The 14288-nt window shown below is 45.2% G+C and carries 14 protein-coding genes; all 14 read right to left on the reverse strand.

What is annotated here, in order from left to right; translation table 11 throughout:
- Positions 1 to 777 precede the first annotated feature (777 nt).
- Entirely contained in the window at positions 778 to 1203 is a 426-nt protein-coding gene (locus V144x_RS19555) for a phage tail protein (RefSeq protein WP_144987299.1), read from the reverse strand.
- Positions 1200 to 1394 carry a DUF6760 family protein gene (locus V144x_RS29050; RefSeq protein ID WP_144987301.1) on the reverse strand — a complete coding sequence of 65 codons (195 nt, stop codon included), beginning with the start codon at positions 1392 to 1394 and terminating at the stop codon, positions 1200 to 1202. Before V144x_RS29050 ends, V144x_RS19555 begins: the two co-directional genes overlap by 4 nt.
- Positions 1391 to 1777 carry a hypothetical protein gene (locus V144x_RS19565; protein WP_144987303.1) on the reverse strand — a complete coding sequence of 129 codons (387 nt, stop codon included), beginning with the start codon at positions 1775 to 1777 and terminating at the stop codon, positions 1391 to 1393. Before V144x_RS19565 ends, V144x_RS29050 begins: the two co-directional genes overlap by 4 nt.
- Positions 1778 to 1807: 30 nt before the next feature.
- The gene (locus V144x_RS19570) at positions 1808 to 2251 is read right to left on the reverse strand and encodes a phage tail protein (protein WP_144987305.1); all 444 of its coding nucleotides are present in this window, start codon (positions 2249 to 2251) and stop codon (positions 1808 to 1810) included.
- Positions 2252 to 2260: 9 nt separating this feature from the next.
- Entirely contained in the window at positions 2261 to 3844 is a 1584-nt protein-coding gene (locus V144x_RS19575; protein ID WP_144987307.1) for a phage tail sheath family protein, read from the reverse strand.
- A 67-nt stretch (positions 3845 to 3911) separates the two neighbouring features.
- Entirely contained in the window at positions 3912 to 5642 is a 1731-nt protein-coding gene (locus V144x_RS19580; RefSeq protein ID WP_144987309.1) for an alanine-zipper protein, read from the reverse strand.
- Positions 5643 to 5667: 25 nt separating this feature from the next.
- A complete protein-coding gene (locus tag V144x_RS19585) occupies positions 5668 to 6336 on the reverse strand; it encodes a hypothetical protein (protein ID WP_144987311.1) in 669 nt (222 codons plus the stop codon).
- Positions 6333 to 6905, reverse strand: a complete 573-nt coding sequence (locus tag V144x_RS19590) for a DUF4255 domain-containing protein (protein ID WP_144987313.1) — start codon at positions 6903 to 6905, stop codon at positions 6333 to 6335. The genes V144x_RS19585 and V144x_RS19590 overlap by 4 nt, the downstream gene beginning before the upstream one ends.
- Complete coding sequence (locus tag V144x_RS19595; protein ID WP_144987315.1) at positions 6902 to 9040, reverse strand: ATP-binding protein; 2139 nt, start codon at positions 9038 to 9040, stop codon at positions 6902 to 6904. The genes V144x_RS19590 and V144x_RS19595 overlap by 4 nt, the downstream gene beginning before the upstream one ends.
- 83 nt (positions 9041 to 9123) lie before the next feature.
- Entirely contained in the window at positions 9124 to 9561 is a 438-nt protein-coding gene (locus V144x_RS19600; protein ID WP_144987318.1) for a hypothetical protein, read from the reverse strand.
- A 505-nt stretch (positions 9562 to 10066) separates the two neighbouring features.
- A complete protein-coding gene (locus tag V144x_RS19605) occupies positions 10067 to 10807 on the reverse strand; it encodes a hypothetical protein (protein WP_144987319.1) in 741 nt (246 codons plus the stop codon).
- An 816-nt stretch (positions 10808 to 11623) separates the two neighbouring features.
- The gene (locus V144x_RS19610; RefSeq protein ID WP_144987321.1) at positions 11624 to 12088 is read right to left on the reverse strand and encodes a MauE/DoxX family redox-associated membrane protein; all 465 of its coding nucleotides are present in this window, start codon (positions 12086 to 12088) and stop codon (positions 11624 to 11626) included.
- Positions 12085 to 13128 carry a rhodanese-like domain-containing protein gene (locus V144x_RS19615; RefSeq protein ID WP_144987323.1) on the reverse strand — a complete coding sequence of 348 codons (1044 nt, stop codon included), beginning with the start codon at positions 13126 to 13128 and terminating at the stop codon, positions 12085 to 12087. The genes V144x_RS19610 and V144x_RS19615 overlap by 4 nt, the downstream gene beginning before the upstream one ends.
- 5 nt (positions 13129 to 13133) lie before the next feature.
- On the reverse strand, positions 13134 to 14228 hold the full coding sequence (locus V144x_RS19620; RefSeq protein WP_144987325.1) for a hypothetical protein: 1095 nt from the start codon (positions 14226 to 14228) through the stop codon (positions 13134 to 13136).
- Positions 14229 to 14288: the final 60 nt, after the last annotated feature.

Below are 14288 nucleotides of genomic sequence, written 5' to 3' on the forward strand. Positions count from 1 at the left end.
TTGCCATGTACCTGCTGCGTATGAAGGGATGTTCAAAAACAATGCCCTTCACCGGTTCTGGATTTGAAGCTATCGAACCCGTCTGCGAATGTTCCTTCTCGCTTCTCAGTTGGTGAAACATTTTGAAATTGCTGGAGTTCACTGTATTTAAAACTGGAAATGCAAGATTGAACGACTGGTAACGAATCGTTTGTAGTGCGGATTTTCTGTGCGTTATTGGAAACGAAATATTGCTCAGGTTCGTGTCAGACATCTGAGTCAATTGCTTCTGATACGATGGATATAGAAATTGTACCTTCGAAAAATAATTCGATTGCCGGTGCAGACGGGTATTAGAAGACCTGTTCTGAACAATTGCCGTGTGCCTGCTGTGTACGAAGCGACTTTCAAAAACCAGGTTCATCACAGTTTTTGGTTTTAGTGTTACCGAAATCGTTTGCGCATGTTCTCGTAGGAAATCATTTTCCTGATGATCGGTATTTGAAGGAAAGATTACAGCCGATCGCCAATCTTGATTACTGACGCTCTTATTGTTGTAAACATGAAGTCTATTCAGATAAGTTGGCTCGATTGACTTGAGTATATTCATAGTTTGATCTATGAAGTTGAGTCGGCGTCTCCATGCGAGAACGAGTGGAATCCAATTCGAAAAAACACCTTTTTTCTGATAACTTTTCGGAGTCCGAATTGTCCATCTGGAACGTTGCCACAACCCTCGTAATCCTACTTGGCGTACAAGTGGCTTTAGAATGCCGAAACCAGACTGGATCGAGTGGTTCATGTGGTTCCCTTTCTCAATCCTTGATGTGCAAGTTCCAGACTCTCCACAACAAGTTGCGATTGTTGAGAGTCTAGATCGGAAATCGACCATTTAACAGGTAGCGCATTTTCCACCTGCCAAGCCCAAGCTGATCTATCGGTTTCGTCCCGCAAACGAATCCACAACGTCCGACGTTCGACTTTTCCACCTGCGGTATCCTGTGCCCATTTCCAGAGGTCATCCATCACTAATCCTCGTTCAAGAATCAGCACTGGATGAGATACTTGGGTAATCAAATTGTGTGTATAATCGTTAACACCTCCTTCCCTATAAGATTCGTATTTGATCTCACGAGATATTCCCTTAATACTGGAAAAACCGCCGGTCGTAATACCCTGAAACTCAATCAGAAAGCGAAAGCCTCGCAATGGGTCAGTTCTCATCCGGTTTTCCTTCCCAGATCAAATGGATTTGCTGGCGCACCATCCAGCACGCGATTAATATTTGAAATCTCTTCACACCACTTTCGTCTTTCCCGGTGATCCATATTCATCAGCTCATGATGCGACCAATGCAAGTGGTACGCGATAAAGGCCATCTCCTCGTACAATTGCTTTATAGGATAGGCCTTTATGCTTCCCCCAGTAAATTGGCCATTCTATTTTCTTTGGGCTCTGAGTAACTCTTCTGTTCCGTAGTCGAAGAGTCCATCGGTTCGTTTGAATTAAATCGCTCATATAGATTTTGGAGAAATGATAAATCAGATGCATATAAACCCTCGATCACTCCAGGATGAATATCTACCAAAGATCCCAATTGAACAATCACGCGCGAAAGTACGATCACTGCGAAATACGCTTCGTTCTGTTGTACACGCGGATCCCGTAAGGGAAGAATCTCGTCAGCTGCTGTCGCAAGGCGCATCACACCATTGCGATGCAATTCTCCTGCATCGTCGACGAAACCTTTAGGAAGTGTGAATTCGATTTCGGTTTGAAACCTTTGTTGTGTTGTCATCGATGTACCTCAAATAAAAATTGTTAACAGTTAAGCAACTCGCTCGATGCCTTCGTTTGCCAGTTCGAGTAATTCAATCATAACTTCGTTTCCATTGGCATTGAGATCGCCAGGATCATACTTCACCGGCCAAGCCTCGGTGACCACGAATCTTGCACGATCTGTACCAGCTTCATCTTGAACAACAATCACCACCTTCTTGCGTTGTGTTCGAATCTGTCCGGCAGCAATCTGCTTATGCCAATTAAATAGCTCTAATGCTTCAGCACCGTAGGTAAGCCCCCACTTCAAAGTAATGTTGCCGTACTTTGTCAGCCCACTTAGCTTTTGTGGGAAAGGCGCATCGTCGCCCTCACGGTAGTCAACAACATCAATCGTTGTTTCCGCGATGTTGACTTCACTAAAACCGGCCTGATTGATGCCATCAATTTCTAGTTTGTAACGAAAATTCCGGAGTGGATCATTGCGGTCCATAAGAGTTTCCTATTGCTGTGATTCGTTGGTGTGTTGGAAAATACGGAAGATGACAAATTCAGCAGGTCGAACGGGTGCGATACCAATTTCGCAGATGAGCCTTCCATTGAGAATGTCGTCTTGTGACATTGTTGTTTCGTCACACGTGATGAAAAAAGCTTCCTCTTCCGTCGCCCCATAAAGCGCACCTAATCGCCACTGAGTTCGCAGAAATAATCGGATTGTGTCCGTCACTCGAGACCATAATGTTTGGTCGTTTGGTTCGAATACAACCCACTGCGTATTTTCGTAGATAGATCGTTCCAGAAAGATAAATAGACGGCGCACACTGACGTATTTCCATAACGCATTTGAAGACAACGTGCGGGCACCCCAAACTCGGATACCACGACCAGGTAAACTTCGAATGACATTGACTCCCTTTGGGTTGAGTACATCTTGAAGTTCATCATTAATATCAAACTCAACTGAAAGCGCCCCTCTTACAATCTCATTAGCGGGTGCCTTAAAAACACCTCGCTCTGTATCGGATCTCGCATAAACTCCAAGCACGTGACCTCCGGGTGGTGTCAATTTTCGTACTCCAGTTTGTGGATCTGATGTAACCAGCCAAGGGTAGTAAAACGCAGCATAAGTCGTGTCGGTCACCGAATTTCGTGGATTGAGATCAGAAGCACTGTTTTGTCCCTTTGGAGCGTCAACGACTGCAAAGCGAAACTTCATTTTTTCGCAGTGTGAAATGATGGCCTTCGAAGTGTCTGGATCGACTTGTGGTGCATAAACCAGAGCAACATCTCGGTAAGGATCAAGCTCAAGTGCTGAAAGCCCCTGATCAATTCTTCGTTCTCCAGCGGGCAACCCTTTAAAGTCATCGTTCGCGACAGGAGTAGCATCGTCTGCACCGTTCGTCAAATTCTTCACTCCATTCTCAGGTCGCGCGATGGCAGAGACTCCTGATAAACGAACAAGCATTGCAAGCGCCGAACTCTCTGGCCCCTGGTTTTTATCACTAATGTCATCATCGATAAGAGGAAAGCGTTTGCCATAGAAGTCGGGTGAGGTCTCATCGGTGACAAGATCGTCAAAATCTTCTATATGGGTAATTTTTCTATCAGTAGTAGCGAGCTGCTCCGAGTCAAATGGATCAATTGCTGGAGCGGGTTCGCTTCCATCCCAGTAAGCTACGCGCAAACGAAATCCAATACTCTCGTTATTCGAATCCTTTGTTGAACCATCCGATATTTTGATTGTGACACGATTTCCCCATTCACCAGGTCCTGCCGCTCTAACATTAAAGTCACCAAAGTTTTCCTCTGCTGTAGTTGCTGCCTGACCAACGATTCGACAGATATAAGCACGTTTGCCTCCATTCTCAAAGAATCCATTAGTAGCATAGGGCACATACTTGTCAGCTCCAAAAACTCGCCCGAACCAACGCTGATACTCTTTATAACTGGTCACGAGACGCGGTGTAATCGAGCCACGTTCGGTCTCTCCGAGTATCGCCGCTGTGCTTGTCGGGACACCTTCAACGGGCCGTGGGCCGCGTTCCACCTCTTCTATGTAAACACCGGGATGCAAATATTCGGGCATGGTAATTATCCTTCTTTAGTAATAGTTGATAATTCTTGGATTCTTAATCGGCGTTGGGTTAATCGATTCAATCTCCATACTGTTGTTTTGATGATCTAGTTAGTTCCAGGGCTTCGTCAGCTCTCTTTTTGGCGATGTTTGCATGCTTCATGGCCTCTTCCGCACATTTTTTGGCCAGTTCCGCCTTATTCTTGACTTCATTTGCAGAACTCTTTGCTTTTTCCGCTTTCTCATAGGCTTCGTCTACGTCCTCACACTTTTCAGCCAATTCCTTGGCATCCTTGGCAGCCCCCATAGCGTCGCAAGCTTCTCTAATAGCGTCTGCAGCTGTATTTCTTGCGTCATCAGCTTTCGTCTTGGCACAATTTGCAACTTGTTTGGCCTCACCGGCCAGTTGCTTGGCTTTATCACTGGGACAATGACCAAGTGCTTCATCAGCGGTCTCAATTGCATTGTTCGCAATACAATCAACCTCATTAGCGATTGGTTCTACCTTTTTTGCCAATTCATCAGCGTAGATACTTGTCTTCAGTGCTACCTCAGCAGTCTTCAAGGCATTGCTACAATCGCATGGGCCTACTTCTAAGGGGATAAGATCGTACGCGATTTTGGCGAGCGTTCCTGCATCCTTGGAAATGAACTTATTCAAATCCTCGATTCGCTTTTTTTGGGCATCCAATGCTGCCTGTGCTTTCGCCATCGCTTCCTGAGCTTTAAGGTAACGGTGTTTAGTCAAACAGCAAATAAGTTCGTAATACTCGCTCGGATCAACAATATATGGTTGAGTTCCGATGAGTCGATCACGAATGCTCGGCTCTCCTACATTCACATTGCAACAATCAATTGGCTGCCCCTCGTCGCAACACAAATGCGCATATAAATCGTAAAATTCCTTTTGAATAACGGTGGGTTTCTTACCATCAGGCCACTTTTTGTTGTTCTTGTCTCTTGGACGAATGGCAAAATGTAACGGTAGTAATTGCACGAAGATGTCATAAACAATGTGTGTCGTGCGCGAGCACCATTCATCATTACACTTTTTAATCAACTCTGAATTCGCTTGTAATAAATCCTTGAGACTTTTATTTGGATTCATCCACGCCTGCAAGACATTAGAAACAAGTTCATACGTTCGATTCTTCTGAGCTAAATCGCGCTCAAGCCAATGCAAAAGGTCATAATGGTTCTTTGCAAGTTCCTTGGAAAACTGCCGATAATTTGGATCATCATTGAGGTAAGATTGATATTGCTCACATTTGGTCTTTTCTTCAGAACACGTGTCTGACACGTTCTTGCGCTCACAACAATGACAGTAGTTCAATGGATCACCATTCAGTTCTTGCGCAACAAAATACAATTCGTTAAGCAAGGGACAGATGTAACACTCGATGATACATTTCCAATTTGGAATACATTCAACTTTATTAAGCAATTTTTGGATATCCTTATCCTGCTCCTCCCACAACAGAATAAAAGACTTGTGAGCTTCCGTGGTGTAATCTTTAATCGCGGTCTCAGCAGACTTCTGAATTGCCTCAAGTTCCTTCTTCGCTTTTTCAGCGCTTTTAGCCTTGTTGATGGTCTCTACTTCTTTAGCTATTGCATCAACAAGGCACTTCTCACGTTCGAGAGGCGTCTTTACATCGTTGCAACCTTTAGTCCTTTTGAAATCAACTTTGAATTTCTCTCGCCACAACTTGGGCGCCTCAGTCTCATCCAATGCACATGCTTTTTCATGTGAATTATCACATTTGTCCATCGAATTTGTATCTGCAGTATTATTCATATCGTGGGTCATTTTGCGGTTCTCCTGCGATTGAGGCTCATGAGTTCAATTCGTCCCATATAAAAGTTTGATCGTTCATGGATGTTGGTCGAGTTACCTTACCGAGTGAAACAGTGAATTTTTCAGAGTGGCGTTGTTCAGATTTCCAGTTCACCTGCAGACGAACAATCATCAAACCTTCGAACAGTTGCGGTGATTGCGTCGGCGTTAACCGTAGCACGGCCACGAAATCACCATTCGCATTCGAATGTGATTCAGTGGATGCCCCAAACCAGCCGTGTTCTTCATCTTTCCATTGCAGAAGAATTACAGCATCGGTGATGGGCTCGCGATCGGTTCTAGCTCTGATGACAGTTCCGACTAAACCCGTAACTCCGTCAGAAAACGGATAATTGACCGTTGGTGAAAGTACAACAGACTTCAGCGGCCTCGCTGGAGGAAGCCCTTGCATCTCAGCCGCTGACAGTTCAATTGGCGTAAATGGACGGTGCCCCGGATCAATCGTGATTTTTTGAAGATTCTCATCGTTCTCAGCGTGCCAAACGAAAATCCCACTTTGTGTCAAAAATGGTTCAGATTTAAGACCGATAGCAGCAATTTTAAAACCTCGATACACTTGCTTGAGCGTTACGGGATCAAGTAGTTCAACACCAAATAGCACATCATGATGAAACACGACATCAAGCTTCATTTGTAATCGATTCATCGCAAGACCTCCGTTACTTTGGTCCCGGACCGAAATTCGCCATCAATCACTGGAGTACCATTCGTTTCAGGTTGTGCGGGATCAATCCAAACAGGTGACGCGAGATAAGCAATCGTGGTTCGATAATCGACGTTGGGGAATAACGCCCACAGACGAGAAATCTCCTCTGTAGAAAGTGGGTCAAGAGTTGTACGCACCAACTCATGATTAACGGCTTCGCCTTTAAGTTCAGGATCGGCTTGCAGTGCCTGAATAACGATTCCCAGAGATGTAAGAGGAGTTGAGCTCGTCGCGGACCCCGCAGTGATCATGTAGTAGAGGTCAAGTGACAAAGATGTCCTGAACACATCCACGCGTGTTGGTGTGTCCGAAGGCACACGACGTTCAGAGTTACGCAGGCTTGCGTTCGGCGCCAGTCGATAGAGAAATAATGTCAGCGGCGCCGAACTTGAATTCGGGTCAGTCACTGGACCGACAAAAACGTTGCCCGGAATGTCGTTGGCCAATAAGGCTGCATCCAACCGCTTGCGCAGCGCTATAGTGACGAGGTTAATTGCGTCGTGTTTCATGCTGCTCTCCTGTCTAAATTGAGTTCCACAGGAGGTAGACCTAACTTGGCAAATTCCGCCTTGGCTGCATCAGCAATGTGTGACAAGTGAATCAACCTGTTTTCAGCAGCGGCGCTAAAAGCGGCGCGAATCGTAATTTGACGAATATGCCCCCCGGTCAAATCAATCTTGCGGGAAAGCTGGCGAAAATCAGCCGCTTCTAGAGCGTGTGCCTTAGATGGCAAACAGAGCTTCCAAATTTGCTCACGCGCTGCAGCATCGGGACGCGGAAAATCTATGATAAATCGAAGGCGACGCAGGAATGCCGAGTCCAGATTCTGTCTCAAGTTTGTTGTGAGAATTGCGAGTCCGTCATATTCTTCCATGCGCTGCAAAACATAAGCGACCTCGATATTCGCATACCGATCGTGTGCGTCTTTAACTTCACTTCGTTTCCCAAGTAACGCCTCGGCTTCGTCAAATAGAAGTGCGGATCCTGAACGCTCAGCATCGCTGAATATCCGATCAATATTCTTTTCTGTATCACCAATATACTTGCTTACAATTCGTGAGAGATCGACACGTAGAAGCTGAACTCCAAGTTCGTTGGCGATGCCCTGTGCGGCCATCGTTTTACCTGTTCCACTGGGACCGAACAACAAAGCAGTTACACCACGGCCATAAGGAAGTTGATCACGAAAACGCCATTCATCGAGAACTTTCGAAGTCAGTTCAACGTGGTTGACGATTTCTCTGAGCTGACTCTTCCTGTCTTCAGGTAGAACGACATCGTCCAAATGAAAGCATGGTTCAATTCGTTCAGAAAGACGCGACAAACCTTCGACCGCAACGTCCTGACATGCCGATTTAAACCGCTGAATATATTCTTGATTGATCTTAAACGCCACGGGGCGACTTTGAGCAAGTCGCATGGCTTCTTCGAGTTTGCTTATAGTGAGCGCATAGCGACCGAAGATGCTCTCTGCCTCCTCGTTGGTGAGTTCGGCATCAGCCATCTGAGCGGCGCAACGGACCAAACCAATGCAATTCGACCGTGACAATGGAGGAGCATGAAAGAAGCAGAGTTTTACAGAGTTGAGTGGGCCGGCGAGGGAGGTGAATTCGCGACAAATCACAACTGCGGTGCATTTGGTGCGGCTCAAAGTAATCATGAATTCAACCAGACGGTCGTCAATTCCCAATGCTTCTTCCATTGCGATGTCAACGACGACCGGAATACCCGTGAATCGAGACATTCTTCCGATAAGTCGCGCACAATGCTCAACATCACCGGCGTCAACATTATCAAACCGCTTCGGCTCGATGCGAATCCATTCAAAACACAGTTCGGATGAACCAAATTCCAAAAGTGACCGCCACGCGTCAAAATGATCACCGGTAAGTACTACCCAGCATTTTCTCAACAGGCTTTCACAAACATACTTCTTTACCGATTTGCTCCAATATTGTTCAAGTACCTTTCTCCCCGGCCAGGGATATGTTCGAATCATACCGCATATACGAGTATCTGCTGCTAATGCCTTTTGATCACCCAGCAACCAACGGGCAAAATACGGATCGATTCGCAAAGGTTCATCAGCAGAAACCAGCGAGTTCTCAAAAACCAATTCTTGCCAAAGTACACTCTTCGATATCGAAACACGATTTTCTGCATCAAAGCCCAACAAATCACAATACAAAGCAATGGTGCCAACCCTCTGATTCATATCATCGAGCAAATACCCCATACTTCGTTGGAAACGGTCATCAAGCTCGGGAGCTAATGCAAGAACAAAAAACTTAAACTCAAAGAACTCAAGACTAAATGCGCGAATGACGGCTGCGAGAGGCTCACAACTCTGATCGGAGTTAGTAAACGAACACTCCAATATCTTATCCGCTTTTTCTAAGACCTTATCCACCTTTGAATGGTTGTTATGGGACTGGTTTGAAATGGAAAACGAACTCAAAATGGTTTGTTTCGTCAGAGCGACTCCCTTAATGTCGCCGTCATCATCCGGACAACGTTTAATGGCGTCGCACAAAATCACATTCAGCCAATCAATCACAGCAAAATGCAAGCCTCCCGGTGCGCATACTCCAAGCACAGGTGTTTTTGCTTCTGCGTTCTGATTCTGCATGAGATTGTTAGCCATTCTTACACTTGCGTAGGTTCAGATCTTGAAACGTGTCGAGAAAGTCCTTAAGATTTGGGTTATGAATTACGTTACGAACCTAACTAATCACCCTCCATTTCAACCTGAAGAACGGTGAAATTAGAGTCTGTGCTACCAAACACCTCCACTAACCTAGGGTTGTCCATGTAAACCTGAGCATCACCACCACTAGCTACAGGTATGATAAAGGTAGAGCAAATGAGCTTTCTTTCTCGTCCTGTGCCTATCGGCTTCATGTTGAGCCGATTTCCAAATCCCTCTAAGGACTTTTGGTCGTTGCTCCATAGAACACAATGCGGTTCGCCCCAATCGGAAACATCCCCGTAGCTAATCTCAGCAAACTCATTATCGTCGACGCGAGAACGAGTGATGCAGTTGATTTCTAACTCACGAATATCGTTACAAATCGCATTCAGCATGTAGGCAACTGCTTTACCTGAATCAGTCTCAATGCTCCAAAGATCTTTCGACGAATCATCTTCCACCATCCGGTTAAGCATATTTTGTCTCTTTTAGGCTGGCTGGGGTTCTGGCACAAGAATGTGTAATTACATACTTTAATAATGCTATTTATAGGTCGGTTTAATAAAATAACATGAGTTAAAGAATTCAGACATCATGATAAGAGGCCGAGAAAATAGAGATACGGAATCACTTAGGAATAGAAACAGCATGACTGGGAAGACTCTGTGAACGAAATAGAAGAATTCGCATGGACTCCTAGGCTTCTGACTCCTTTTCTCAACGGAATAGTCCACTAATGGATGGGCAGTTCATCTGGGTATAGCCATTCGTCACATACCAAAGTCCAAAAACCTTTGCTGCGTTAGCTATTTAGGAATGCAACAGGAAGCCAAGCGTTCCCATTCACTTCCCTAGGAAATGTGAAATAGCAGAACGTGCTGGCTAAACCCGACATTGTACGCTTTCCACCTGCCCTCAAAGCAAATATCAGCTCTGCACTCGTTTATAACGGACTCGCAATCAGCCTGATAGCTGGCCGCCCTAACCATTCTGTCCGACGAATTCCCACGTAACCGCTTCCCCAGTACCATCACCGCGGAAGTGAATTAACCTATTCTTCTGCTTGCGGTTCAGACACTTGATTGTGTCACTCAATCGTCGTTTCGTGTCCTGCTCTAGCTTTGGTGGTAGTGGATCATAAATTCGTGCAGGCCACCCCTCTTCCTCGAAAGTAGTAAGGATGGCCTCCTGGTTCATCGCGGTCCACTTAAAGTGCTTGACAATTATTCCATTGACGCTAAGCAACCGCCGCTCAGCATCCCATTTTGGTAAGCACTGCATAGATTTTCGAAGTACGCCATTTCTTGCTAACATGTGAACGTCTTCGGTTTTACTTCCACTCCCTGAATCGTTAGTAGAAGAATAGGAAACTGAGTTATTAGACGCCATGACCTGATAGAGTTCACGCGCGATTGAAACTCCTTCCTCCGTGAGAATAAAGCAAGTGCGATCTGAAAACGTCAGATCACCTGTGACTCGGAATGCACGCCCATCATCACCTTCAAGTGTGACTTCTCGTCTGTGTTCGACCAAGCCCTGCTTAACAAGCCATCGGAAATCATTACGAGTTAATGCTAGTCCAGTCAAGTCGTCGAGTTCGACGGCAAATTCCCAACAGTCAGCGTCGGTCTGTTCAGAATATTGAAATGCTTCAAGCAGTAGAAGTATAGCCGGATAGATTCTTGGCGGTACTTCCAGCTTGTTTTGGACGTAGTATTGCACGCAGCCCTCCCGTTTAATGGAAATTCTTCGTTGTTCCCCTAAAGAAGCTAAACGAGACTGGCCTGCTAGAGTCCCCCTTTTACCCAGGATATTGAACAAGAAATAATATTCAAGTAAATTTACTCAAAGAATTCTGAAATCATCATCTATCCCCAAACGATGACTAGATACGATTCAGCTACTTCACCTGTGAAGTGAGGAATAGAGTATAAGGCACGTAATTGCTAGATTAGTACGAAATCATTGGTAATATTTAAGTTAGCTAGTATATAGAAGAATGACATTTTTTATTTTGCTATCTATTTCTCAGTAAATGTTTGATGATGAATTTCAAAAGTTAAATTTCCCTGAAATTCAAGATGCGCCTGAGCATAAAGGCCGTTTTACAAATCTAATAATTATAAGTTCCAATCGTCTAAAACCATTTCAAGCCATAATTCACTATCCATTAACGTTATAAAGAATGCATCTACTCAACCAACCACATAATTGAGAAAAGAACTAAGGGTATATCGCTAATCACTCCAAGCCGCTTTCTGATCAAATGATTTCACCATGCGATTCATGCAAATTTCCTCTGTTAATGACTAGATTACCTAGTCAGAACTTTGGAGAAGCCTTCGAACTTCGAACCTTTAGTCTGCCCACTTGAGAATTCCCCCCACTTATCCCCCCACTAATACGTGTTATCAAAGCAAAAGCAAAGCATTGTTAAAGCGTGGTTGAAGTAAATGGCCCTGATAAACAGGCCTTTGTGAAGCATAAGCAAAGCATGGTTAAAGCTACTACGGTCTTCGGAACCGGGGGGGCAGAAACTCATTCCAGAGCCTTATTGCTATCGCTAAAAGAAGAGATCGACGAATTGGAAAGTATGCATCCGACCAGTCCAGCTAGAGCGCAAGCCGCTGCAAGTCCAATCGATGCAAGGCCGATTGGACTTGCAGCGGTTGGAGAGAAACAACCACAGGAAATATCAAGTCCTCTGAAATAAGTGATGATTTGGAGTGTTGTATATCCCAGGAATAATATCGTTGCAAATTGGAAAGCCGCCAGCCAGAGACGAGGGAATAACAATAAAATGAGACCGATGGTTAATTGCAGGTAGGGTACAAAACCGGCAATGAACATCCCTGTTTTTGAATCTACGATCTGATAGGAGTAGATTGATAAAAGGAACGCATAATTATTTTCTACGTGAAATAGTGAAGATCGAATCAGTGTTACCCCAAGTACAACTGCAATCGCCCAAACGAGGTATTTTTTTGGTAATGGGGCCTTCATTTTTTTTCATCTTTCTTGTTTGATTTCCAATCGTTGACTCCCCCTCGATAAATTACGATGTCATTTTTACTGTGTACGGCAATTTGCTGTGCGACTTTCTTGGCCCATTGGCACTGATCGCTTTGACAATAAACGACCACCGGACGATCCGTGTTGAGTGAATTAATTTCCCGCATCAGTTTTAAATAGCCCGCATTGACAGGAATATTCTGAGCCCCGGGGAGATGGAACCGCTGATAAGCACCACTCATGCGAGCATCAATCATTTGGCATTCATTTGATTTGAGTAAGTCTTTCACATCCGCATATTCCAATTCCGGGATCTCTTCTGCAAAATAGGCCGCTTGTACATTTTTTAGTGCAGCGGGCGCATTAAAGAAGCCGGTGGGGGTTGCAAAATGCACAATAAGACTTGCACCTGAAGCGACTATGAAAATCAATTTCCAGCCACTGAGCCAGTGTGCCCCGGTCCAAATTGCTGCAGCAATCCCTGCGATTAGCAGAATGAAAAAGAAAGAAGTGGGGAGTGCTGTCAGCTGCGAACGCTTTTCCTTCGTTACAACAATTCCCAGGCCATCCCATATCGAGAGTAATTCCGCCAGCGTGATTTGTCCGTATTCTCGAGGTGGGTCATAGATATTCACCATGCCCTGGTCATCAAACCCCAGAAAAAGAATCCAGTGTGTGTACTTGGACTGCTGTGATAGCGGACGGACATGGAGGATTACGGGAGAGTCAGACAGTTTCAGGTGATCGGTGGTTAAGAAACCGTTGATGTTTCCTACAAGTCCGACCGTTTCCAGCAAGTTTTTAAGGTCCCTTACACTGCTACCATATTTCCCCGTCAGAAAACGATTATCAATGCTATCCTTGAATTGATAAGGGGTATTCAGCGCCTGCGCGGCGGCGTAGGCACAGTGTAGGCCACAATAATGGCTTGAGGCTTCGCGTGGTGTCTCCCGAACCGAAAAATCATCCTGCGGGAGATCGTTGGTAGCGAGCGAGAGGCTAGACAGGATGAAAAGTGATTGTATGAACAAACCTGTTACCCCCTGTTTTGCTTATAGATAAAATACCCCCCCAGGGACAGCAATCCGATGATTCCAATCGCCAGGAGAATACGAAACAGGAGCCATGATTTCGCCTGATTTTGAAACCGTACACTACGTGCCAAGGCTAAGCCAGGCTTATCAACCCGCTTCACAATGTTGCGACCAGACCAGATATATTCGATGGGATTTTTTGACTGCACCTCCTCCCCTTCCGGAACGTAGTTGAGGATTTGGTCAATTTCCTGATTGATGCTCTGTAAATCAAAACGACAATGCTTGACCGCAACGCGGTTCTCCACTCGATATTTTCCCCCCGCAGCCCCCTCTTTTTCGAGCAGGCATGTGGCTGTCCAGCAGTTTGACAAAGGTATTGTGAGAGGTGGAGAAAACTGGCACGCATAATGAATTCGTTTCATTTTTTGATCGGAGAACACAGAATGTGCCGTACTAACAGTGAGTGTCTCTAAGCGAGCGGTCAGGAGATCATCAGCTTCTTGAGTAAATTGAATCGATTCAAGGAGCCCTTCCTGGGATTCGATTACAGTTAACTCTCCGTATTGAGTTTTCACTGACGCCTTTAACCCCGGTTTCATAACCAGATTGACAATTTCATCCTGAGTAATCCCAAGGTAGCTGGAGCTCAAAAACAGAGCGAAAGGGTAAGCAGAAAAAGAGGCTACCTCAAGATTATTGAAGCGGTTCTTCTGGTTTTTCTCTGGTTCCTTATTTTCTTCCTGCAATACAGCAAATTCCAGTGATCGTTTGCGGGACTCGAGAATCGAACCCACGTTGTCACGCAGGGAATGAAAGCGAAACAATATAGGCCGTTGTAAGTCCTCGTCAATATAACGACACATTTCGACAGGCCACTCGTCTCCCGTGTAGCCCCAGGAGGCAAGGCCCCGAGAACTTGTGATGGCGACGAGAAAACTGCTGGTCTCTCCAGACACCCGATCCGCATCAGTACCTCCCAGATAAGTCACGGTGCCATCAATCAAATAAGGGCCGAATGATTCACCCCTCGCATTAATTGACAGAAAGAGTGTGAGGAATATTATGATCAGGACAAGACGGGCAAGCACTATCACATCTCTCTCCTTATCCTCTGACTTGTATAAATCACAGTATACTGTTGAGTTCAGAAAAAA

It is taken from the genome of Gimesia aquarii, from assembly GCF_007748195.1.
Classification (GTDB): Bacteria; Planctomycetota; Planctomycetia; order Planctomycetales; family Planctomycetaceae; genus Gimesia; species Gimesia aquarii.